The sequence below is a fragment of the Pseudomonas sp. RHF3.3-3 genome (genome assembly GCF_048069595.1).
Lineage (GTDB): Bacteria > Pseudomonadota > Gammaproteobacteria > Pseudomonadales > Pseudomonadaceae > Aquipseudomonas > Aquipseudomonas fuscovaginae_B.
This window is the reverse complement of the sequence record NZ_CP182250.1, coordinates 5,367,355-5,390,678: the sequence shown is the minus strand read 5'-3', so window position 1 is coordinate 5,390,678 and position 23,324 is coordinate 5,367,355. Positions and strand designations below refer to the sequence as shown.

Genomic DNA, 23,324 nt, shown 5'->3' with positions numbered 1-23,324 from the left:
GCCGTCTGACATCCTGCCATCGCCAGCCAGCCGGCTCCTGTGGGGTCCGAGTCTGCAAGTTTCCAAGTTCTCCGTCGGAGTGTCCCATGATCGTTGACCGTCAAGGCAGGCGTTTTCGCAATCTGCGTATCAGCCTGACCTCCGCCTGCAACTACGCCTGTACCTACTGCGTGCCCAATGGCAAGCGGCTGGTGGCGGCCCAGGACGAGTTGTCGGCCGAAGCGATGGCGCGTGGGGTTGCCTACCTGATCGAGGCGGCGGGCATCGAGCGGCTGCGCATCACCGGTGGCGAACCGCTGGTCAGTCCAAAGCTGGAGGCCTTCATGGGCGCGGTGGGCAAGCTGGGGCTGGACGACATCAGCCTGACCACCAACGGCCAACTGCTGGCGCGCAAGCTGCCGCTGCTGCTGGAGGCGGGGATCCGGCGGATCAACGTTTCCCTCGATACCCTGGATGCGGATGCCTTTCGCGGTATCGCCCGGGGCGGCGACCTGGCCAGCGTGCTCGATGGCATGGAGCAGGCGCGGGCGGCCGGGTTGAAAATCAAGGTCAACATGGTGCCGTTGCGCGGGCAGAACCTGGACCAGGTGATGCCGCTGCTCGACTACTGCCTGGCGCGCGGTTACGAGCTGCGCTTCATCGAGCTGATGCGCATGGGGCATCTGGCCAGTGACCACAACGCCTTTCTTCAGCAGTTCGTCAGCCTCCAGCAGTTGCTGGAGTTGATCGGCGAACGCTACGCCTATCTGCAGGCCAATGCGCCGGTGGATGCCACCGCAGTGCGCTACGAGATCCCCGGTCGCGGTCATTTCGGGGTGATCGCCAACGAAAGCGTACCGTTCTGCCGCACCTGTTCGCGCTTGCGGCTGTCTTCCACGGGGTGGCTGCATGGCTGCCTGTCATCGAGCAACCGGCATTATGTCGGCGACCTGCTGGACAAGCCGCGCCATGAGGCCCTGCCGGCGTTGCAGCGCCTGCTGGTCCGGGCGTTGGGCGACAAGCAGTCGGTGGCGTTTTCCGGTGGCGCGACGGTGATGAAGATCATTGGTGGGTGATCGGCCGGGCTTCCTGTGCGCCCCGGTCGCGGATGAATCCGGCCCCCAGGGGGCACTGCGGTGATCACCAATCTTGTAGATGCCTCACAAACCCGTGGGCACCGGATTGATCCGCGAACAAGGCCGCCGCTGTCCTGCAAATCCCGACTCCCCATCAATCTGGCGCGGAAGCTGCATCCTGGGGCTGTTCGCCGGTTTTCCGTCACCGGCCTCTGGAGGATTAGGATGCGTAGCCTGGTTATGCTGCTGGCGCTGTTGGCGCTGGGCGGCTGCATGAAAGTCAGCGATCTGGGAGAAGGGGCTCGTTATCAGATGAGCGACGCAGGGCTGCTCGATCATAGCGATACGCGCCGCATCCACTCGTTCCGCATTCAGCCGGACTCCTTTATCTACATCGCCCAGGGCGCGTTCGCCCCGCCCGGCAGCGCCTACCCACGGCCCAACGTGGTGGCCGAAGAAGCCTTCAACGGCTTCGTCGAATACTTCCCGATGGTCCGCCGCGCCCGCGCCCCGGTCGGCCTCGACCAGGCCATGGCCGAGGCCCGTTCGGCCGGTGCCCACTACCTGCTGTACACCCGTTTCGCCAAGGCCGACGACCGGATCGGCAACTATGACGAATGGGCCGACCAGGAAGCCGTCGACCGCCTTGGCGTTGACACCGGGGTGATCCAGATCATGCTGATCGAGACCGGTACCCAGTACCTGATCGACACCGCACGGATCAGGAGTCGTGGCGGTTTACTGACGTTCCATGACAACAAACCGCAAGACCTGATCGCCAAACCGCTGGCAGAATATGCCCGTAGCCTGCTGGGCTTGAGCGATCAGTAAGTCATTCGGAGCGGACATGAGTGAATCAGGCAAGGCCAACGACCTGTTGGCGCAGATCCCCGGGACGGAAAAGGGGCTGCCACCGGTTCACCTCTGGAACCCGGATTTCTGCGGCGATATCGATATGCGCATCGCCCGCGACGGCACCTGGTATTACCTGGGCACGCCGATCGGGCGCAAGCCGATGGTCAAGCTGTTCTCCACCATCCTGCGCCGCGAGGGTGACGACTATTTCCTGGTCACCCCGGTGGAGAAGGTGGGCATCCAGGTCGACGATGCGCCGTTTGTCGCGGTGACCCTTGAGGTGCAAGGGCAGGGTGAGGCGCAGCAACTGCGTTTCACCACTCAGGTCGACGAGCAGGTGACGGCCGGTGCCGAACATCCGATCCGGGTGCTGATCGATCCCCACAGCGAAGAGCCGGCACCCTACCTCCTTGTGCGCAGCAACCTCGAGGCGCTGATTCACCGCAATGTGTTCTACCAGTTGGTCGACCTGGCGGTGACGCGGCAGATCGATGGCCAATCCTGGTTGGGCGTGTGGAGCGGCGGCAAGTTCTTCCCCATTGGCCTTGAGCCCTGAGGCCTCCCGTAACTGGGTTTTTGTGCGCTTTCTTGCTGCCGCCCTCTTGTGTAGGAGCAGGGCTTGCCCGCGAAAGCGGCCTTGAGATCGCCAGTGGCTTTGCGGCAAGCCGCAGGCCCTGGTGGCCTTGTGGGCCAGTCCGTTCCCGCAGGCTGCGCAGGCCTCCTGAACCCGTTCGTCAGACCACCATTCATCTTCCGGCAAGATAAATTTCTTGCAGCCACACGCCTCTTTCGGTTATCAAATTGTACATGATTAGACATGTCCGATTTGACAAGAAAAAACGGGTGGTCGATGAGCTCATCCGGCGCATCGAAAGCGGTCTTCTCGAAGACGGCTTTCTGTTGCCGGGCGAGCATCAGTTGGCCGAAGAATTCTCGGTGAGCCGTGGCACGCTGCGCGAAGCCCTGGCCGAGCTCAAACGACGCAACTACATCGCGACCCAGAGCGGCGTCGGTTCGATCGTCACCTACGACGGCATGACCCTCGACCAGGGGGCCGGCTGGGCCCAGGCCCTGGCCGATACCGGCGCGCGTATCGACACCGAGATCCTGCGCTTTGAGGCCGTGCGTCGGCCGGACCTGCTCAGCCGCTACGGCACCGAGCAGTTCATCGCCCTCGACCGGCGTCGGCGCAACCCCGAAGGGGTCGTGGTGTCCCTCGAATATTCGCTGATGCCGGCCAGCGGCGGCCTGGAACGCCTGCCCGAAACCGGCCTGATCGACGACTCCCTGACCATCACCCTGGCCGCCCATGGCTTCATCGGCCAGCACGGCGACCAGTGGATCGGCGCCGAGCCCCTCGGCGAAGTGGAAGCCGAACGCCTGGGCCGCCCGGTCGGTACGGTGTTCCTCAAGGCCCTGCGCACCACCTACGACCGCCAGGGACGTTTCATGGAGCAGGTCGAAAGCCTGCTCGACCCCCAGCATTTCCGCCTGCACCTGGCTTTTGGAAACCCGACATGACCCCGACCAGCCGCGCCCTTGGCGCTTTCTACGGGCTGGCTCTGGGCGATGCCCTCGGCATGCCGACCCAGTCCCTGAGCCGCGCGCAGATCCAGGCGCGTTTCGGCAGCATCCGCACCCTGGTGGAGGCCGGCCCGGATCAGCCGATCGCGCCGAACATGCCCGCCGGCTCCATCACCGACGACACCGAACAGGCGATCCTGGTCGGTCAGTTGCTGATCGATGGCCAGGGCCATATCGAGCCCGCCGTGCTCGCCGAACGGCTGATCGCCTGGGAGGCGGTGATGAAGGCCAAGGGTTCCCAGGACCTGCTGGGGCCCTCGACCAAGCGGGCGATCGAAATGATCCTCGCCGGCCACAGCCCCGAAGAAGCCGGGCGCTACGGCACCACCAACGGTGCGGCGATGCGCATCACGCCGGTGGGGATCGCCGCCGACATCGCCCGGCCCCAGCACTTTATCGACGCGGTGGTACAGGCCTGCCAGGTGACCCATAACACCACCCTGGGCATCGCCAGTGCCGCGGCGGTGGCCGCGGTGATCTCCAGCGGGATCAATGGCAAGGGCCTGGTGCATGCGCTGGAGGCCGGCACCGAGATGGCCTTTGTCGCCGAGCGGCACGGGCACTGGGTCGCCGGTGGCCGCATCGGCCCGCGCCTGCGCTGGGCCCGGCAGCTGGTCGCCGATTGCGCCGACTCGGAACTGGCCGACCTGCTCTACGACGTGGTCGGTACCTCCGTGGCCAGCCAGGAGTCGGTGGTGGTCGCCTTTGCCCTGGCCCAGCGCGTGGCCCGCGGCCAACTGAGTGCCTTTGACGCCATCTGCCTGGCCGCCAGTATCGGCGGCGACACCGATACCATCGCCGGCATCCTCGGTGCCATGCTCGGCGCCTGTGACGGCCTGGAGTGCTGGCCGGCCGAACTGATCGCGCAAATCATCGAAGTCAACGGTCTGGAACTGGTCCCGCTGGTCCAGGGCCTGATCGCCTTGCGTACCGCCTGACGCAACAACCCGCAATGGATTGCAGACCGCCGGGGCTGAAGGGGCGCACGTTCCCCCACGCCTCGTGCATTGCCCACAACCACAACAATGGCATCAGGAGCAGAACAACATGACCTCATCAAACGCCGGGCAAAGTGCCGGGCAGTTGGAAACCCGTGGCATCGAGCCGGCTCCCGAGGCCGAATGCAATGGCCATCCCCTGCAACTGTTCTGGGTCTGGTTCGCCGCCAACATCAGCATCCTCGGCTTGCCGCTGGGCGCCACCCTGGTGGCCTTTCGTGGCCTGGCGATCTGGCAGGCGATCATCGTCGCAATCATCGGTGCGGCGGGTTCCTTCGCCGTGGTCGGGGTCATCTCGATTGCCGGCCGTCGCGGCCGTGCACCCAGCCTGACCCTGTCACGGGCGATCTTCGGGGTACGCGGCAACATCGGCCCGACCCTCGTCTCGCTGATGTCGCGCCTGGGCTGGGAAACGGTCAACACCACCACGGCGGCCTTCGTGCTGCTGTCGCTGTGCTCGATCCTGTTCCACTCGCCGGTCGAGGCCAAGAGCGCGCCGCTGCTGACGCTGTTGTTCATCGCCATCTTCGTGCTGCTCACGCTGTGCGTCTCGGGTCTGGGCCATGCGACCCTGCTGGTGATCCAGAAATGGGCGACCTACGTGTTCGGCGCCCTGAACATCCTGGTCGGCGGTTTCCTCTGCGCCACCATCGACTGGAACGCGGTGTTCAATGCCACGCCGGCCCCGCTGAGCGCGATGATCATCGGCATCGGTACCATGGCCGCCGGCACCGGGATCGGCTGGGCCAACGCCGGCGCGGACATGTCGCGCTACCAGCACAGGAGCGTCAAGGCCGGCCGCCTGGTGGCTTCGGCGGCCTTCGGTGCGGGTATCCCGCTGGTGTTGCTGATCACCCTCGGCGGGCTGCTGTCGGTGGGCAACCATGACCTGGCCCAGGCCAACGACCCGATCATCGCGATCCGCGACATGCTGCCGACCTGGATGGCGGTACCGTACCTGATCACCGCCTTTGGCGGCCTGCTGCTGTCGAACAACCTGTCGGTGTATTCGGCGGGCCTGACCACCCTGACCCTTGGCCTCAAGGTCAAGCGCGTGCATGCGGTGATCGTCGATATCGTGGCGATCTTCGCCGGCTCCATCTACTTCATGCTGATCGCCGACAGCTTCTACGGTCCGTTCATCACCTTCATCTCGCTGCTGGCGGTACCAATCACCGCCTGGGTCGGGATCTTCGTGGTCGATCTGCTGCACCGCCAGTACTACAGTGCCAGGGACCTGATGAACGTCGGGCCGGGCAGCGCCTACTGGTATCGCGGCGGCGTCGAGTGGCGTGCCTGCGGTTCCTGGGCCGTGGCCATCGTGCTCGGCTTCAGTTTCACCACCATCGGCACCACGGCGCAAAACGTCTGGTTCCGCGGTTTCCTGTCCGACTCCTGGCTGGGCCACAATGGTTTGGGTTGGGTCGTCACCTTCCTGGTTGCAGGCGGTCTCTACGGCCTGCTGGGCGGCGCGGCGGACCGTCGTGCCGCCCTCGTGGAAAATGCCAATGGCTGAGGATGGCTGCCTGTGAGACGCAACCCCCGATTGCTGCATACCGGCCAGGTCATCGTCGACCTGGTCATGGCTGTCGACCAACTGCCCGGCAGCGGTGGCGATGCACTGGCCCATTCGGCCACCTTCGAGACCGGTGGCGGTTTCAACGTCATGGCCGCGGCGCAGCGCAACGGCCTGCCGGTGGTCTACCTCGGTCGCCATGGTACCGGCCGTTTCGGCGACCTGGCCCGTCAGGCGATGACCGCCGAAGGCATCCGCATGGCGCTGGAGCCTGATGCCCGGCGCGATACCGGGCTGTGCGTGGCCGTGACCGATGCCAGCGCCGAGCGGACCTTCATCTCCCATATCGGTGCCGAGGGTGGGTTGTCGGCCGAGGATCTGGCGCGGGTGCCGGTGCAGCTCGACGACTACGTCTATGTCAGCGGCTACAGCCTGCTGCAGCCGAACAAGGTCCAGCCGCTGCTGGACTGGCTGCTGGCATTACCGCGCGAGGTGGTCGTGGTGTTCGATCCGGGGCCGTTGGTGGACTCGCCGGAGGTTGCGCCGATGGCGGCCCTGCTGCCGCGCATCGATATCTGGACCAGTAACGCCGATGAGGCCCGGCGTTTTACCGGGACCGTGCAGATCGGCAGGGCGCTGGAAGGGTTGGGCCGGTTGCTGTCGGAACAGGCGCTGCTGCTGGTGCGTGATGGTCCGCAGGGTTGCTGGATCAGCCGGGCAGGGCAGGTCGAGCAGGTGCCGGGCTTCAAGGTGCAGGCCGTGGACAGCAACGGTGCCGGCGATGCCCATGCCGGGGTGTTCATCGCGGCGCTGGCCAACGGCCTTACGGCCAGCGAGGCGGCTCGACGGGCCAATGCCGCAGCCGCCATTGCGGTCACCCGCTGGGGGCCGGCGACGGCGCCGGGGACAGGGGAAGTCGATGCGTTGCTGGTGGCGCAAGGAGATATTGCCGGGCAGCCGACCCGCTGATACCAGCACAACGTGACAGCGTGATGACATGCAGACGTCGGTCTGGCCGGCTGTCGATGAAGTAGCGCGCCCTTACGGGGCTCGCACCTTCGTATTGCCAGAGCAGTTCGTGGGTTTCTCCCGCTCGGTGTTCATACAGGGGCACGGTCTATGAGTAGGCTTCCACCCCGCTTGCCTGGGAGCGTGCGCCGACACATAGAGAGGGCAGGGAATGCTTGTCGCTGTTCATCGCTGTCTCCTTTTCCGTCTGGTGAGCCACGTCCTTTGCCGATTCCGGACGGGCACCCCGGATTTAGCGCTGAACAGGGCGGTTTGCCTAGCTGTCAGAAATGACAGGTGCCTGGTCTTTTCAGCGCTTCACCGGGCGGCGAAAGGGACGCTGTTCGCGGCGGGTCGATCCATGAAAAATTGACGGAGATCCATACTGTGGGTGTTTTCCGGGCGGGTTGAACAGGAAACACTGGAAACCGGCGCGGCTGCTGTTCTACCCTACCGCGTTAGCTTCCCTTTCCCGACACCAGGATTCCGGTTTCTGCCCCGGGCCACCTGTGTGCACAAAGGGCAGCGTTCTTCCCGACTCTTGTGACGACGCCTGTGAAACTCATCATCATTGCTGTTTACGTACTGTCCATCGCGTATGTACACCTGCGCGGCCAAGTCCGGCACAAGCTGGGCCGCCAACTGAGCGACCACTCCAGCTTCCTGGCCCCGATCAACTGCTTCCTCTACCTGTTCTCGAAGATTCCGAGCCGCCCCTACCTGGAGGTCAAGGACTTCCCGGAATTGAAGCCTCTGCAGGACAACTGGCAGGAAATCCGCGAAGAGGCCCTGGCGCTGCTGCGCGCCGGCGAAATCAAGAAGTCCGAGCGTCCCGATGACGTGGGTTTCAACTCTTTCTTCAAGACCGGCTGGAAACGCTTCTACCTGAAATGGTACGGCGACAACCACCCGTCGGCCCTGGAGTTGTGCCCGCGCACCACCGAACTGCTCAACAGCATCGGCACGGTCAAGGCGGCGATGTTCGCCGAACTGCCACCCGGCTCGCGGCTGGTTCGCCATCGTGATCCCTACGCCGGCTCCCTGCGTTATCACCTGGGGCTCGAAACCCCGAACGATCCGGGCTGCTACATCAACGTCGACGGCCAGAACTACCACTGGCGCGACGGCGAGCCGGTGATGTTCGACGAGACCTTCATCCACTACGCGGAAAACACCACCGACAAGGACCGGGTGATCCTCTTCTGTGACGTCGAGCGGCCGATGCAGTACCGCTGGGCGGCGGCATTCAACCGCTGGTTCAGCCGCAACGTGATGGCTGCCGCCGCGGCGCCGAACGGCGACGGCGACAAGACCGGCGGGATCAACAAGGCCTTTACCAAGCTCTACGGCATCCGCCAGCGCGGCAAGGCGCTGAAGAAGACCAACCGCACGCGCTACTACCTGGAGAAGTGGGCGATCTTCGGTGGTCTGCTGGCGTTGTTCCTGCTGATCTAGTACCGCGATCCAGGGCGATGAAAAAGGCCGGACTCCTCACAGAGTCCGGCCTTTTCTGTAGCTCTACAGTGAATCGATCAGATGCCATCCTGCGGATGCAGGGTGCGCTTGGCCAGGTCTTCGGGGCTCTTTTCCTGCCAGACCTTCCAGTACTCGACGCGTTTCTCTTCAACGCTGCCCTTGTTGTTCTCGAACCAGGACAGCGACTTCGGCGAGTTGCCGACCAGTTCGGTGTCCTTGATCAGGTTGTCGACTTCCTTGCTGCCCTTGGCGAACTCGGCCTTGCTGTCGGAACTGACCGGCCACAGCGAGAAGCGGGCTTTCCAGGCGCCCATGCGCGGTGTCACCACGCTGTAGTAGGTCTTGCCCGCAGCCAGGTCGGCCTCGAGGAAGTCGGCGGCCTCGGAAACCACCATGAACGTGTGCTTGCCCGGGGTAGTGGGGTAGTTGATCTTGCTGCCGTTGGCCATGATGCCGATGAATTTGGTCTGGCCGCCGGTCACGTCATACAGCGACGCATCGATGATCTTGCCGACGAAGGAGGAGCGCATGAAGACGACCTGCGCGGCGTTCGGTTCGGCGCTCGGAATGGTTTGCGTGGGGGCCACCTGCATCGGGTTGCCGGCACAGCCGCCCAGCAGGGCGGCAGCGGCCAGAAGGCAGGCGTGGATAATGCGCATCGATTGCTCCTTGGTCTTGTATTCGAGTGGTTCCCTACTCAGGTGCGCCGCGGCAAGGCAATGCTCGCCGCTGCGGGCATCTTTCAGGCCCGCCCTTTAAAACATGAAGGCAATTGGCTATCAAGTATTTTCGGTTTTGCCGGAGCGGCCGTCAGCGCTCCTGCACCCCGCGAAACGCCGCACTCAAGGCCCGCAGTGTTTCCTGCGAGCGGGCATCCGTCGGGCGTGCATGCAGGATGATCTCTGTCATCGGCAGGGGTGGCAGCCCCCATTGTTCGCCGACTTCGATTGCGCCGGCCGGTGCCACCCGTTTGGCCAGGGCGGCGACGCCGAGGCCGGCGCTGACCGCCGCACCCACCGCCATCACGCCGCCACCGACGAAGACTTCGGTCCAGGCGATCGCCGCCTCGTCCAGCACCCGCACCGCCAGTTGCCGCACGCCACAGGGCGAAGCCATGGTCGCCAGGCGCAGGACACTGCCCGGGGTGTGCTGCCAGGTGGGGGAGGCGAACCAGCCGAAGCGCTCGACCACCAGCACCTCACCGTCATGCCGCTCGCCTTCGCTGCGCACGATGGCGGCATCCAGTTCGCCGCGGTCGAAGGCCGCACTCAAGTCCCGCGACGAGCCGATGCGCACCTCGATGATCAGCAGCGGGTCGTATTGCGCCAGGCGGCTGAGCAACAGCGGCAGGTCCGGGCCGGCCACATGGTCGCTGATGCCGATGATCAGCCGGCGGTTCTCAGGCACCTCCATGTCGCCCAGGGCCCGCTCATGGGCCAGCAGCAGGTGGCGGGCGGCCTGGATGAACTGCTCGCCGCGGGGCGTCAGGTGCACATGGCGTGGGGTGCGTTCCAGCAGGCGATAACCCAGGCGTTCTTCCAGGCGCTTGAGTTTCAGGCTGATGGCCGCCTGGGAGGTGTCCAGCGCCTGGGCCGCCCGGGTGAAGCTGGCGAAGTCGGCGATCAGCACAAAGGCCTGGACGGTATCGAGATCGAGAGGTCTGCCGATGTCTGCCATATCCATCTCTTATCACACATATATTGGAGGATATCTTGTTGTAATTATCGACCTTGCGCAAGCTGGCTCCGGGTTATCCACATCCGGTCATTGCCGAAGGAGCGCAGTCATGTTTGCCAAACAATATTCACACCGCTTGCCCGCCAACTACGACATGGAGCTGATCCGCCGCCGCGCGAGGGAACTGGGGCCGCGCTGGGACGGCACCCCAGGCATGCTGTTCAAGGCGTTCATTGCCCGCGAGCGGGGTGTGTTCGCTGCCACGGACAATCTCTACGCGTCGGTCTACCTGTGGGCTGACCCGCAGGGCGCCGCCCATTTCCTGATGGACGAGCGTTTCCAGGTGGTCATCGATTCGTTCGGGCGGCCGCAGGTCGAGGCCTGGCTGCCCTTGGAATTCAGCTTCGGCCCGGCGCGCGAGGCGAAGGCGCTGTACCGGGAGGAGTGGGCGATCGAGCCGCAGACCGATCGTATCGGCTTGCTGGCGGCCGAGAGAGAGCGGAGCCAGGCGATCCTGAGCCGGGAGGATACCCTGGCGTCCTTCCTGGCATTGGATGCAGCCAACTGGCGGCTGCTGCGTATCACGCTGTCGTCGGCCGCCCCGGATCGCAGCCGGGGAGGGCAGGTCTACGAAGTGCTCTACCTGGCGCAGTCCGATCTTGAGAGCCTGCGCCATGGGCGCTCATGAGCAGGGCCCGGAGCACTTTCGGCCCATGGCCCATCTGCAGGGACTGGCAGTAGGCGCCTTGCCGATCCTGGGGCTGACGCTGCTGGCCTGTCTGCTGTTGCCGGCGAATTTTCGCTGAAGTGTTTCAAGTGGCGACACAATCCGAATAGCATGGGCGACTTCATCGATTCTGGAAGCGCCCATGTCCCTCGAAATACGCGAAGCCCGGCCCAGTGATGCGCCGCAGATCCTGACCTTTATCACCGAGCTGGCCGAATACGAACGGGCCCGCCACGAGGTGCTCGCCAGTGTCGTGGACATCGAGCGCAGCCTGTTCGGCGAAGGCGCTACGGCCCACGGCCTGATCTGCCTGCGCGATGGCGAGCCGGTCGGTTTCGCGGTGTTCTTCTTCAGCTACTCGACCTGGCTGGGCCGCAATGGCCTGTACCTGGAGGACCTGTATGTCTCGCCACAGCAGCGCGGCGCGGGGGCGGGCAAGAAGTTGCTGCGGCACCTGGCGAAGATCGCCTGTGCCAATGACTGCGGGCGCCTGGAATGGAGCGTGCTGGACTGGAACGAGCCGGCGATCCGCTTCTACGAATCCATCGGTGCGCAACCGCAAAGCGAGTGGGTGCGCTACCGGATGGATGGCGAAGTGCTGAAGAATTTCGCCTATTCCGAGGACTAGGCCAGCTTCACGGGCCCAGTCGCGGATTTATCCGCGAAAGCGCTGGCGCAGGCAGCACTTTTCCACGGGATAACCTGGGGGGCAGCTTTACTGGAACCACTGCCACAACAGCAACGCCCCCACCAGCCCCACCACCGAGACGATGGTCTGCAACACCGACCAGACCCAGATCGTCTGCTTGAGCTGCAAGCCGAAGTACTCGCGCACCATCCAGAAGCCGGCATCGTTCACATGGCAGAAGAATACCGAACCGGCACCGATCGCCAGGGCCACCAGCGAGCTCTGGGTGCTTGCCAGGCCGGCCATCAGCGGGGCGAGGATGCCGGCGGTGGTGGTGGTCGCGACGGTGGCCGAACCCGTCGCCTGGCGCAGGGCGACGGCGATCAGCCAGGCCAGCAGCACGTAGGACAGGTGCGCTCCGCTGGCGATCTTGCTGATGGTATCGCTGACCCCGGCTTCCAGCAGCGTCTGCTTCAGGCCGCCACCGGCACCGATGGTCAGCAGCAATACGGCAATCGGCGCCAGGCTCTTGCGCAGCACGCCACCGACCTGGTCCCGGGCCATGCCGATCGACCAGCCCAGGCAGATCACCGCCGCGATTACCGCAATGCCCAGGGCGATCAGCGGTTCACCGAGAAACTTCAGGGTGATCGCCAGGCTGCCTTGCGGCGCCATGGCGACCTTGGCCAGCGTGCTGCCGAGCATCAGCAGCACCGGCAGCAGGATGATCAGCAGTGACACGGCAAAGCTCGGCTTGCGGCGGGTTTCGATCTTGGCGGTGAACAGCGCGCCGAGTTCGGCAGGTTCCTGGACATCCAGTCGCTTCGACAGCCAGATGCCATACAGGGGGCCGGCAAGAATCACCGCCGGTACGGCGATGCACAGGCCCAGCAGCATCGTCGTGCCCAGGTCGGCATGCAGTGCGCTGACGGCGATAAGCGGCCCGGGGTGCGGAGGCATCAACGCATGCAGTGTGGTCATGCCGGCCAGGGCCGGGATCGCCACCTTGAGCAATGGCTGGCCGGACTGCCGGGCGATGACGAAGATCACCGGCACCATCAGCACCAACCCGACTTCGAAGAACAGCGGCAGGCCGATGACCATCGCCACGAATGCCATGACCCAGGGCAGGGCCTTGCCTTTCGCATGCCGCAGCAGGGTCGAGGCGATCCGGTCGGCCGCGCCGGATTCAGCCATCAATGCGCCGAGCATCGCGCCCAGGGCAATGATGATCCCTGCCTCGCCGAGCAGGCTGCCGGCGCCCTTGCTGAAGGCCTTGGCGACTTCTTCCGGCGGCAACGCCGCACCGAGCCCGGCGACGAAGGTGCCGATCAGGATCGACAGGAAAGGCGGCAGTCTGGTCAGGCTGATCAGGACGATGATGCTGGCTATGGCGGCCAGGCAGCAGAGGATCAGGCGGGTGTCGTGGGCGAGCCACGCGGCATGTGAAAGATCCAACGGAAACCCCTTATTGTAATATCTTGTTACGTGTTTCCAGGGAATATACCTGAAGGATTCATATAGATGACTATCTGAGTTGGTTTTTTTGTCCATTGCGCCTGAATGGACGATGAGTGGCCTGGCCGCTGCCCGCTTCACAGGCAAGCCTTGCTCCTACAGGTTGTGGCAGGGCGTGGTCATGAAGTTCGATACGGACCTTGTAGGAGCCTGGCTTGCCAGCGAAGAGGCCCTCAAGCACGCCAACGGCTTCGCAGGCAAGCCTTGCTCCTACAGGGTTGTGGTGTGTGCAGGTCAGTTCATCAGCACGGGCGGCAGCGTGCCCAGCAGCGACACCGCGAGAATCGCGCCAAGGCCCAACAGCCATTCGAGAGTGACGCTGCGCCGCAGCATCGTGAAGCGCCCACGACGGCTCATCACCAGGTTGAACAGGGCCAACCCGAGCATCAGCAGGACCACCAGCACCTTGGCCAGCAATATCAGCGCAAAGCCCTGCAACAACGGTGTCGGCCAGAGGGTCCCGGTGAGCACGCGGACGTTGACCAGGCCGGTGACGACGATCACCGCGACCATCAGATAACCCAGATTGCTGAAGCGTCGCAGGATCCGCTCGAGGTCATGCCCGGCCGGGCGGCTCAGCACCAGGGCCAGCAACATCAAGCCGCCGATCCAGGCGCCGACCCCGCTCAGGTGCAGCAGTTGATTGAACATCAGCAACTGCCCACCCAGCCCGTCGAGCATGGCGCCATGACCCACCGGTGCCAGGGTCGCCAGTTGCAGGAACGCCAGCAGCAGGCTGACCCGTGGCGGCGCATTGGTGCCGAGGGCGATCAACAGCAGCAGGCTCAAGCCCAGGTGCCAGGTCCAGACCTGGCCGAAGAAGGTGCTGCCCAGCACCAGTTGCAGGGTGGGCAGGCGGATGGCGTCCGCCCCGTCATCGGTCATGCCGACGGTGGTCAGCAGCAACCAGGCCGTCGCACTGAGCAAGGCCAGCCCGGCCATCCAGCGGCGCGCCCTGAGCAGGCGTGAATCGAGCGCTGTGTCGGGCGTCGAACCGATCAGCAGGGGCCTGAACAGAGAGACCCCGAACAGCGACAGGACCATGGTGAAATGCACGAAACGACACAGGACCATGGCATCCGGCATGAACTCAGTTGCTCACCTTGAAGCCGTAGTTGCCTTCACTCTTGTGGGTATCGACCGAGACCGCATGCCAGTTGACCTGGTAGTCGCCCGCCTTCAGGGCGGCCGCCGGGGTCACGATCAGCACCTTTTTGTCGGCCGGATCGGTGGCGATGCCTTTCAGCGCGACCTTGCCATCGCCATTGCTCAACTCGACCTTGGTCAACGCCGCCTCGACACCTTCGCTGAATACCAGGCGCAATTCGCTCGGGGCGCTGACGGTGCTGTCGGCTGCCGGGGTTTCGCTTTTCAGGTGGGCATGGGCGAACGCGGAATCGGTCGCGGCGAAACCGCCGAGCAGGACAACGGTGCCGAGGAATTTTTTCAGGCGGGAAGATGACATCGATCAGTACCTTGATGATGGGAACAGGTGAGGATGCCGCGCAATGGCATGGAGGCCACAATAGCCGCTATGGAAGCGTTTGGCACCTGCAAGACAAAAAGGGAGCCGGGATGACCGACTCCTTTTTGTGTTGCAGATGTCCGATACTGTGGCGTCGGCCCTCTGAAAATTCTCCCGGGATTGTGCGTCAGGTCTGAGAAACGACCGCGCCTGGAAGGAGCTCGCGCTCGGTATCCAGAATGCGATTACAGTGGCGCCGTCGTGCCGGGTTCTCACCGGCTTCTATTCTTACAATAATGACCAGTGCTCGTGCGGCGTGTGCCCGCAGCGGGGCAGAACGGGAGAAATGTCCATATGGCGATCCGGCTCAGCGTTGTTTGCCATGCCCGTACCGAGGCTCAGCGTCTGGGGCGCTTCCCGCTGGATGAGCCGGTCGAACCCAAGGGACTGGCCAAGGCTGCCGAATTGGCCAGCCGGCTGAAAAAGCCGGTACGTATCCTCAGTGCACCGGAGACCCGCGCCTGGCAGACCGCCGAGGCGCTGGGCAGCGAGATCGAGATCGTGCCGGAGCTGGGGGACTACGATTTTGGCGAGTGGCAGGGCCTGAGCCTGAGCGACCTGCAGGAGAACGCCCCCGAGGCACTGGCAGCTTGGGTCAGCCATCCGGAGATGGCCCCGCCGGCGGGCGAGTCGGTGATCGCACTGTGCGCCCGGGTGGCGGCCTGGCTCGACAGTTTCCAGGAGGACGGGCACTTCGTTGTCGTCACCCACCCCTTCGTGATTCGCGCGGCGATTCTCCATGCGTTGCAGGCCGGGCCGGCCTCGTTCAACGCCATTGATATCGAGCCGTTGTCGGTGGTCGACCTGCGTCGCAACGGGCACTGGCGCTTGCGCTTCTAGGACCGGGTGGTCAGACGGGCCACCAGCGGCCGGCATACATGACTTGGCAGACACCCCGATGAACGAGGCGCCGCCGTCTTCTGTAGAAATGTCCGGATAGCCCCGACTTTCATCCATGGCTTGCACGCTATCGGTAGGCGGTGTGCAAGTTCAAGAGTGGCTGGGGTTGTCATTATCCTCGACGCTGTAGCATGATCGACCCTATGAAGATCGTCTCGCTGCATCTGACTACCACGACCACCGCGACCGCCCAGGGCGGGTGCGAGGTTGCTGTGTGAGTGATTGAAACGCAGTGAACCAGGGCCCCGCCAGCAATGGACGGGGCCTTTTGGTTTCCGGCCCCCTGCTGGCATCACCAGGAAGGAGAAACACCATGCAGGTTCACAGTCCCCAGCGCTCGGCGCTGTTGATCATCGATATGCAGGTCGGCCTGTTTCATGGCCCGGACAAGCCATGGGAGGGCGAGCAGGTGCTGGCACGCATCACCACGTTGATCGGGCAGGCGCGCCGGGCCCGGGCACCGATATTCGCTCTGCGGCACACTGGCCCGCAGGGCTCGCCGATCGCGGCAGGGAGTGTGGCGTGGCAAGTCCTGTCGGAGCTGGAGCTGGACCCGGCGTCGGATCATCTGCTCGACAAGACCCGGCCCAGCGGTTTCTTCGAAACCGGTCTGGCCGAGCAACTGGACGATGCCGGGGTGAAGCGGCTGGTCATCGTCGGGATGAAGACCCAGTACTGCGTCGACAGCACCTGCCGGCTGGCCCGGGACCTGGGCTTCGAGGCGGTGCTGGTGGGTGACGCCCATACCTGCATGGACACGCCCGGCTTGTCGGCTCGCGCCATCGTCGAGCATCACAATGCGACCCTGAACGGGGCGTTCGTGCAGGTGATGAAGGCGGCGGATGTGAGTTTCTAGAGAGGGGCGTGCTGCTGCCATCGCCAGCAAGCCGGTTCCCACAACGCATCGCGTCCTGCGCGGACTTTGCGTCTGGCGCAACTCGCTGTGGGCGCCGGCTCTGCTGGCACTGGCAGTGCTTCTGGCTACACGATCTTCAAGGTTTCCTGACCGGCGTCGGCAAGGTCACCAGCGATACATAGTCGTTCCAGAACTTCTTCTGGTCGACGGCGAACACCACCCTGGCCTTCTGCGTACCGACCGGTGCACCTTTGCTGTAGCCCAGCGCCCGGCCGTAGTCCGGACCGAAGTGGGTGTCGACGTCGATCCACATCTCGCGTGACTCGGTGACGATGCCTGGCTCGGTCAGGAACAACGCCGGCAGGCTGTCCCAGGTGAAACTGTGGTAGCCCGGGTCCTTGGCGAACTCCGGTCCGAACACGCTCTGGTACAGTTCCGGTACCGCACCCTTGGCGGCGATCACCCGTTGGTAGACCGAAGCGTCGAAGATGACCTTCTCGCAGACATCGTTGGGGAAGATCACCTGTTCGATCGGCGAGCGCAGGACGATCCGCGCCGCTTCCGGGTCGAACCACCAGTTGAACTCGGCGGCCGGCGTGGTGTTGCCGGGAACCTCGATGGCACCGCCCATGTACACGATGCGCTTGATCAGCGGCACGATATCCGGGGCCTGGCGGATCGCCAGGGCCAGGTTGGTCAGCGGGCCGATGGCCAGCAGCGTCACTTCGTGGGGGTTCTTGCGCACGCTGTCGATGATGAACTGCGGGGCGGTTTCGCTGCGCAGCCGGGTATGGGTCGCCATGCCGTCCGGCGGGGCCACCAGTTGCGTCGCCGAGGTCGGCCGCGGGTTCTTGAACGCCCCGGGCCAGCCGGAGCCGAACAACGCCTGCTCCTGGGGATAAGTGGCGAAATCATGCAGCAGCGGGTAGGCCGCGCCGGAGTAGACGCCGATCTCCTTTTCCACGCCCATGCGCTCGACCGCCTTCAGCGCGTCGACCTGTGCCTGGTCGACCCAGGCATTGCCGCTGACCAGGGTCATGCCGAGCAGGTCGATTTTCTTCTGCGCATGCAGCTGCGCGAGCATGATGAAGGCCTGGCCGTCGTCGTTGAGCACGTTGAAATCGGTGTCGAGAATGACCTTGTCCGCCGCGTGCAGCGAACCGGTCGACAAGCCGACGGCCAGCGCCAGCGCGCAGCCCTTGAGAAAGCGTTGCATGGTGATTTGCCCCAATGAGTTATTGTTGTATTGCGGTGGCCCAGCATGCCTGGCGATGCGGGGAAACGCCATCGGCAGGTAAGTGTCTACTTAACCAGGGGCACTGCCAGGCCGTTGAGTCAGGGGGAGGTTGCCGGCCGGGTCGCGGGCAAGTCCGCTCCTGCAGGTGAGAGCAGGACCCCGCGCACCACCAGGTCGCTGATGAACGCCAGCCACTCTTGTTGTGTTCGCTTCTGCGCCAGCGGTTCGCCGAGGAACGAGCTCAGGGTGTACTGGTTGGAGTTATAGAAATAACAAAGCGAGGCGATCATCAGGTACACATGCTTGATGTCCAGGTCCTGGCGAAAAAGCCCCTGGGCCTGGCCGGCCTCGATGATCGGGCGCAGCACGCCCACCGCTTCCCCCGACAGGCGCTGCAGTTCGCCGGATTGCCGGGCGTGCTTGCCCTGGTGCAGGTTCTCGATGCTCAGGATGGCGACGAATTCGGGATGGCGGACGTAGTAGTTCCAGATGAACGCGACCAGTTCACGCAAGGCTTGCTCGGGCTTGCCGAGCTCCAGGCGCAGTTTGCCTTCGGCCTTGTTGAACTGCTCGTAGATGTGTTCCAGCACGCAGAGGAACAGGCGTTCCTTGCTGCCGAAATAGTAGTAGAGCATGCGGTCGTTGGATTCGGCTTCCTGGGAAATGCTCTCGACCCTTCCGCCGGAATAGCCGTCGCGGGCGAACACCTTCACCGCGGCCTTGAGGATACGGGCGCGGGTCTGGTCGGCTTGCTGGGCGCGGATGCCGGTTTTCCTGGTCACCGTCTGGCGGTCCTTCGGCTGGAGGGCAGGAAGGCGAATATACCACGGCCCCCCGAAGGCGCTGTACACCGTGCTCTCGGCCCGCACACCCCAGCCGTCCGTTGCCCGCAGATCTACGAGCCGAGCCTGATCATCGCCGCCAGGGCGGCAAGCTGACCCACCTGGCGTTACTTCGAGCGCAGCCCGGAGGGCGGAGCAGGTGCCCTGAGGTCAGAAAGCCACTGCCGCTGAAAACCTGTCATTTCTGACAGTATCCAAATCCTTGAGCATGGCGTTAAATCTGTCCAGGCCCCAGTGGCCGGGCGAGTCAAGCCGAAGTGTCCGTGGACTGTCGTCTCGATCGACTGCCGAATCTTATTCCTTTCCCTGGCAGACAGGGTTTGATAGCGAACGAGAGGAGTGCAAGGACATGACAGTCTCCGATATCAAGAAGCTTGCGGCCCAGGGGCGGCAGGCGTTTCGTAAGACCCTGGCGGAGCGTCGCACAACGCCCAAAGATCCAGTGCTGCCTGTTCCCGTCGGAGTTATCGATCCTGCGGATGGCACCATCGGCAGGCCGTATAACTATGCGGCATTGAAAGTGAGTATTCAGAGATGGACCAATACTCCAAATCCTGGTGAAGACAATGAGGTGTTTCTATTCTGGGCGCCGGGACGCAACCCATCCGATGGTGTGTATCAACAGGTTGATAAAAGGCTCATCGATGGCAACAATTTGCCAGGTTTTCCTTTGGAAATGAATATCCCGCTTGAAGTTTGGAGAGATACCGAAGGTGCTTTTTCGATCAAGTATGATATTCGTTTAGCCAACGGCATTACGGATCACAGTGGTGTGTTCTCGGCGATCCGCGATACTAAAGCTCCTTACGCCGATGCTGATGAGCCTGAACCGTTGAAGTTGATACTGCCGACAGAACTCGAAGATGCCGATCTGGATGCGGCGGAGCCTACAGGCGTGGAAGCGGAGATTCCCGATTATCCCGACTATCAGCCGAAAGACAAAATAGCCTACTGGTGGGTCACCGAAGTCCCTTCATTCGATCCAAATGATCCAAATGCTCCGCTTCCCATTGCTAATGTTTCAGTGCCAGACGATCGAAAGATCTACTTTCCTGTCGATTATATTCGTGACAAAGGCGATGGCGGTTGCTTTGTCGCTTATACACTGTTCGATAAGGCGGGAAACCGCACTCCATTGTCTCATCCGACAGAGGTGGGTGTGGCGATTGGGGTGATGCCCAGCAACTTTCAAAATCCGAGCGTCCCTCAGTCCCAACCCAAGGGCTTTGTCAATCAGAAAGATGCGCTTGATGGTATCTATGTCGTTATCGAGGAGTTCACCCCCCATAAACCGACCGACAATATCGAGGTGACCTGGGGTCAGAGCAAGTTGACAGCGGAGCCCATCGGTTCATCACCGACATGGCCAAAGCGGATCAAGGTACCCGAGGATGTCCTGATCAAGGAGTACGATTGGAGTAACGGAGGGCGGATACCGACCCCCATCGGCTACCGGTTTCTGCGCGGTACGGTGCCACGTGGACCTTTCACCAGTTCGGTGGATGTGTACTTTTCCGTCCCGGGACCGGGCCCCGATAATCCGATCGATTGGCCCGACCCGGTCAATGCCGATATGACGCCTGGCGAAGTCTTTGGCAAGAGCACACCCGGCCAGCCCAATGTGCTGGTGCGTGCGGATGACGGGGAAGATGCGACGTTCGAGTTCACCTTTTATGACGATACAACGGCCGATGTTGGAAAGGTCATAGAGTTCTATTGGGGCGCTTACCATGTCGAGGAAGCCGATATCCAGCTCAAGGGCAATGAAGGCGGCGAAGACGAAACGGTGACTATACCCTGGAAGTATATCTATGATGAGGGCAACGATCCCAAGGTGCTTGTCCATTATCGGATCAGGGACAAGACATCCGACAACTGGCAGCGTTCGCCTTATACGGAGGTCAATGTCAATGCCGTGGTCTATCGGCCCGATGCTCCGGAGTTCGAGGGCGTCAACGAATTTGGTTTCCTCGCCTGCCCTGCATTGTACGATCCACCCTATACACCCGGTGGCCCGAATAACCCCGATGATCCGTCTGTGCGCCTGAGAATACCGGATCTGAGCAAGGATCTTGGACCCGGCGAGACACTCACATTGAAGTGGGTGGCTTATCAGCATTCGGACCCCACTGACGGCGAAATCGCTGCAGAATACGAGCTACCCGTCACTTTGGGACCGGACTGGCCCGTTACGGGATTTGTTTGGCGTATTGGCTATGACGCTTATGTCAAGCCTATCTATATACCGACGACCAGTCCGGGTGGAAGAGCAAGGGCAACTTACTCCTTTGTGGATAAGACAGGGGAGACTGTTACTTCGAAATGTGCCGATATTAAAGTCGGCATGTACGAATCCGATGAGCCCTGCCCAATACCGCCCAGGCAGCCGACGCCCTAGTTGTTTGAATAGCCAGAGTGGATAACCGCTCTGGCTGTTGTTTTTGTATAGGGTCGGCGTTTTTAATCGGAAATTTTCCTAACTCTATCAGGAATATTCCTACATATCAGTAGCTAATGAATCTATAGGCTTTTTCCTCCTTTTGGGTGTGACGATGGTTTAAAAATCAATGAATTTTCAATTTTCAGATGGCGTTATGCCGGTCGGTTCTGTGCTCAACCTCAATCCACTGGTGCGTGCGATCAGTTCGCCGGCCCGTCGTTCCCTATGGCGTCGTTGTTCATGGAGCAAGGTCGCCGCATTGACGTTCATACCGTTGCTGGTGTTCTGCAACGCCGCTCAGGCGCGGGATCTGATCAACGAGAATCTGACCATCGACCACACGACCGCCCCGGACAGCTATCGCCTGGTGGGCACTTCGGTACTCACCGCGACAGGCGCCTCGACCCTCGGCATCAGCGCGGATGTGGGGACCAGCCTTGACCTTGGCGGTACTCAGGTCAGCGGGGGGGCGGCGACCGGCGTTGCCCTGATAGGGGGCGCCACCGCCAGGATCGCCGCCGGCAGCACGGTGACCAGTGATAGAACCGCGCTGATTGTCGGCGAGACGGGGGGGAACGGTTCCACGGCCATCGTCAGTGACAGTGTCCTGGCGGGCGGTACCGCCGGCGCAGTGGTGAGTGGGCTCAGCAGCCTGGTGTTGAACAACAGCGTGGTGTCCGGCGCCACCAGCGATGGCGTGCAGGTTTTCGGCGGCACCCTGCAGGCAACCGGCGGTTCGATCACCGGCGGGCGCAACGGACTTCTCCTCGGCGATACCGCAGGCAGCTCCAACGGTTCCCAGGTGACGCTCGATGGCACCCATGTCGAAGGCCTCAGCGGGGCGGCGATCCTGGTCAACAACCCCGGAGGCAACAACGAGTCGACGATCAACGTCCGCAATGGCGCGACGCTGGTGGGCAGTAACGGCCTCCTGCTGCAAGTGATCGACGGTGCCAAGGCGAATCTCGATGTCAGCAACAGCGCTCTGGTCGGTGACGTGGTGGCCGAGGCAGGCAGTACCGCCAATGTGACCCTGCAGAACGCTGCGACCCTGACCGGACGCCTGCAAAACGTCGACACCCTGACGCTCAGCAGCCAGGGCAAGTGGATCATGGTCGAGGACGGCGAGCTGAAGAACCTGGCCATGAGCGGCGGCTCGGTGCAGTTCGGCCAGCCGGGCAGCTTCTACACCCTGTCGGTGGAGAACCTCAGCGGCAATGGCAACTTCATCATGCACACCGATTTCGCCACGGGCCGTACCGACTTCCTGGATATCACCGGCACCGCCACCGGCAGCCATACCTTGGATGTGGCCAGCAGCGGAGCCGACCCATTGTCCGACAAGCAGATCCATGTGGTGCGTGCCGCCGCCGGCGATGCGTCGTTCTCGCTGCTCAATGGCCGGGTCGACCTCGGGACCTTTTCCTACGACCTGATCAAGGTCGGTGCCAACGATTGGTACCTGGATGCCTCGAGCAAGGTCATCAGCCCCGGCACCGACTCGATCCTCTCGCTGTTCGACGCCTCGCGCACCGCCTGGTATGGCGAGTTGAGCACCCTGCGCAGCCGCATGGGCGAGGTGCGCATGAACAACGGCCAGACCGGTGGCTGGATGCGCGCCTATGGCAACCGTTTCGATGTCTCCGCCGACTCGGGCATGGCCTACAAGCAGACCCAGCATGGCCTGAGCTTCGGTGTCGACACGCCGTTGCCCGCCCTGGGCGATGGCCAGTGGGTGGTCGGCCTGCTGGGCGGCTACAGCCGTTCCGACCTGCAGATCAAGCATGGCACCACCGGCGAGGTCGACAGCTACTACATCGGCTCCTATGCCACCTGGCTCGATGCCGACAGCGGCTACTACTTCGACGGTGTGCTCAAGCTCAACCGTTTCCAGAACGCGTCCAGCGTCAGCCTCAGCGATGGCGCCAAGGCCAAGGGCAACTACGCCACCACCGGCGTGGGCACCACCCTGGAGTTCGGCCGGCATATCAAGCTCGACGATGGCTATTTCGTCGAGCCCTATGCCCAGGTCGCGGCCCTGGCGGTACAGGGCAAGTCCTACGCGCTGGACAATGGCATGACGGCCCATGGCGACCATGGCCGTTCGCTGCTGGGCACCCTGGGTTCCACGTTCGGGCGCGATATCGACCTGGGCGACGGGCAGGTCGTGCAGCCCTATCTCAAGGCCGCGGTGGTCAACGAGTTCGTCAAGCGCAACGACGTGCGGGTCAACAACACCACCTTCAACAACGACCTCTCCGGTTCGCGCCTGGCCCTGGGTGGCGGTGCGACGATGAAGGTCAGCGACAAGGTGCAGATGCATGCCGACCTGGACTACAGCCATGGCAACCAGGTCAAGCAGCCGTGGGGCGTGAATCTGGGCGTCGAGTACAAGTGGTAAGGCAGTGCCGGGTCGGCCTGGTGCAAACCACGGCGGGCAAACGACGATCCGCACCTGAGTAGTCGTGCGGCGGGGCGTTCA

The 23,324-nt window shown here is 63.1% G+C and carries 21 protein-coding genes; 14 read left to right on the top strand and 7 right to left on the bottom strand.

Annotated elements, in window-relative coordinates; genetic code table 11:
* The first annotated feature begins 86 nt into the window (after positions 1–86).
* The 8 genes from ACMGT0_RS23410 (at position 87) to lpxO (ending at position 8,471) form a co-directional block, all read left to right on the top strand.
* Positions 87–1,055 (top strand): GTP 3',8-cyclase MoaA, encoded by a 969-nt coding sequence (locus tag ACMGT0_RS23410; protein ID WP_054056832.1) that lies wholly within the window; start codon positions 87–89, stop codon positions 1,053–1,055.
* A gap of 225 nt (positions 1,056–1,280) precedes the next feature.
* On the top strand, positions 1,281–1,886 hold the full coding sequence (locus ACMGT0_RS23405) for a DUF4823 domain-containing protein (RefSeq protein ID WP_054062990.1): 606 nt from the start codon (positions 1,281–1,283) through the stop codon (positions 1,884–1,886).
* A gap of 16 nt (positions 1,887–1,902) precedes the next feature.
* A complete protein-coding gene (locus ACMGT0_RS23400; protein WP_416770011.1) occupies positions 1,903–2,466 on the top strand; it encodes a DUF1285 domain-containing protein in 564 nt (187 codons plus the stop codon).
* A 251-nt stretch (positions 2,467–2,717) separates the two neighbouring features.
* Entirely contained in the window at positions 2,718–3,431 is a 714-nt protein-coding gene (locus tag ACMGT0_RS23395; protein ID WP_054056835.1) for a GntR family transcriptional regulator, read from the top strand.
* The gene (locus ACMGT0_RS23390) at positions 3,428–4,432 is read left to right on the top strand and encodes an ADP-ribosylglycohydrolase family protein (protein ID WP_416770009.1); all 1,005 of its coding nucleotides are present in this window, start codon (positions 3,428–3,430) and stop codon (positions 4,430–4,432) included. The genes ACMGT0_RS23395 and ACMGT0_RS23390 overlap by 4 nt, the downstream gene beginning before the upstream one ends.
* A gap of 109 nt (positions 4,433–4,541) precedes the next feature.
* Positions 4,542–6,008, top strand: coding sequence for a purine-cytosine permease family protein (locus ACMGT0_RS23385; protein WP_416770007.1), 1,467 nt, complete (start codon positions 4,542–4,544; stop codon positions 6,006–6,008).
* A gap of 12 nt (positions 6,009–6,020) precedes the next feature.
* The gene (locus ACMGT0_RS23380; protein ID WP_416770005.1) at positions 6,021–6,977 is read left to right on the top strand and encodes a PfkB family carbohydrate kinase; all 957 of its coding nucleotides are present in this window, start codon (positions 6,021–6,023) and stop codon (positions 6,975–6,977) included.
* 594 nt (positions 6,978–7,571) lie between these two features.
* Positions 7,572–8,471, top strand: a complete 900-nt coding sequence (gene lpxO / locus ACMGT0_RS23375) for a lipid A hydroxylase LpxO (protein ID WP_054061103.1) — start codon at positions 7,572–7,574, stop codon at positions 8,469–8,471.
* A 77-nt stretch (positions 8,472–8,548) separates the two neighbouring features.
* Here lpxO and ACMGT0_RS23370 read toward each other — a convergent pair whose 3' ends face one another.
* Positions 8,549–9,151, bottom strand: a complete 603-nt coding sequence (locus tag ACMGT0_RS23370) for a hypothetical protein (protein WP_054061104.1) — start codon at positions 9,149–9,151, stop codon at positions 8,549–8,551.
* A 151-nt stretch (positions 9,152–9,302) separates the two neighbouring features.
* Positions 9,303–10,169, bottom strand: a complete 867-nt coding sequence (locus tag ACMGT0_RS23365) for a LysR family transcriptional regulator (protein ID WP_054061115.1) — start codon at positions 10,167–10,169, stop codon at positions 9,303–9,305.
* Positions 10,170–10,278: 109 nt separating this feature from the next.
* Between ACMGT0_RS23365 and ACMGT0_RS23360 the strand changes: the two genes are divergently transcribed.
* Both ACMGT0_RS23360 and ACMGT0_RS23355 read left to right on the top strand, forming a co-directional pair.
* Positions 10,279–10,857, top strand: coding sequence for a DUF4865 family protein (locus tag ACMGT0_RS23360; protein WP_054062986.1), 579 nt, complete (start codon positions 10,279–10,281; stop codon positions 10,855–10,857).
* A gap of 181 nt (positions 10,858–11,038) precedes the next feature.
* Positions 11,039–11,524: a GNAT family N-acetyltransferase gene (locus ACMGT0_RS23355; RefSeq protein WP_054061106.1), complete on the top strand. Its 486-nt coding sequence runs from the start codon at positions 11,039–11,041 to the stop codon at positions 11,522–11,524.
* A gap of 87 nt (positions 11,525–11,611) precedes the next feature.
* On the opposite strand, the gene ACMGT0_RS23350 is transcribed toward ACMGT0_RS23355, so the two are convergent.
* The 3 genes from ACMGT0_RS23350 to copC form a co-directional block, all read right to left on the bottom strand.
* Positions 11,612–12,982: a gluconate:H+ symporter gene (locus tag ACMGT0_RS23350; RefSeq protein ID WP_416770001.1), complete on the bottom strand. Its 1,371-nt coding sequence runs from the start codon at positions 12,980–12,982 to the stop codon at positions 11,612–11,614.
* Positions 12,983–13,276: 294 nt separating this feature from the next.
* Complete coding sequence (gene copD, locus ACMGT0_RS23345; protein WP_054061108.1) at positions 13,277–14,128, bottom strand: copper homeostasis membrane protein CopD; 852 nt, start codon at positions 14,126–14,128, stop codon at positions 13,277–13,279.
* A gap of 4 nt (positions 14,129–14,132) precedes the next feature.
* Complete coding sequence (copC, locus tag ACMGT0_RS23340; protein WP_054061109.1) at positions 14,133–14,507, bottom strand: copper homeostasis periplasmic binding protein CopC; 375 nt, start codon at positions 14,505–14,507, stop codon at positions 14,133–14,135.
* 354 nt (positions 14,508–14,861) lie between these two features.
* Here copC and ACMGT0_RS23335 point away from each other — a divergent pair, with 354 nt between their 5' ends.
* Complete coding sequence (locus tag ACMGT0_RS23335) at positions 14,862–15,407, top strand: histidine phosphatase family protein (protein ID WP_054061110.1); 546 nt, start codon at positions 14,862–14,864, stop codon at positions 15,405–15,407.
* 373 nt (positions 15,408–15,780) lie between these two features.
* The gene (locus ACMGT0_RS23330) at positions 15,781–16,323 is read left to right on the top strand and encodes a cysteine hydrolase family protein (protein ID WP_416769998.1); all 543 of its coding nucleotides are present in this window, start codon (positions 15,781–15,783) and stop codon (positions 16,321–16,323) included.
* A 136-nt stretch (positions 16,324–16,459) separates the two neighbouring features.
* Here ACMGT0_RS23330 and ACMGT0_RS23325 read toward each other — a convergent pair whose 3' ends face one another.
* Complete coding sequence (locus ACMGT0_RS23325; protein ID WP_416769996.1) at positions 16,460–17,539, bottom strand: nucleoside hydrolase; 1,080 nt, start codon at positions 17,537–17,539, stop codon at positions 16,460–16,462.
* A gap of 119 nt (positions 17,540–17,658) precedes the next feature.
* Positions 17,659–18,342 carry a TetR family transcriptional regulator gene (locus ACMGT0_RS23320; protein ID WP_416769995.1) on the bottom strand — a complete coding sequence of 228 codons (684 nt, stop codon included), beginning with the start codon at positions 18,340–18,342 and terminating at the stop codon, positions 17,659–17,661.
* 409 nt (positions 18,343–18,751) lie between these two features.
* On the opposite strand from ACMGT0_RS23320, the gene ACMGT0_RS23315 reads away from it, so the two are divergent.
* Both ACMGT0_RS23315 and ACMGT0_RS23310 read left to right on the top strand, forming a co-directional pair.
* On the top strand, positions 18,752–20,800 hold the full coding sequence (locus ACMGT0_RS23315) for a hypothetical protein (protein WP_416769994.1): 2,049 nt from the start codon (positions 18,752–18,754) through the stop codon (positions 20,798–20,800).
* 196 nt (positions 20,801–20,996) lie between these two features.
* A complete protein-coding gene (locus ACMGT0_RS23310) occupies positions 20,997–23,243 on the top strand; it encodes an autotransporter outer membrane beta-barrel domain-containing protein (RefSeq protein WP_416769992.1) in 2,247 nt (748 codons plus the stop codon).
* Positions 23,244–23,324 lie beyond the last annotated feature (81 nt).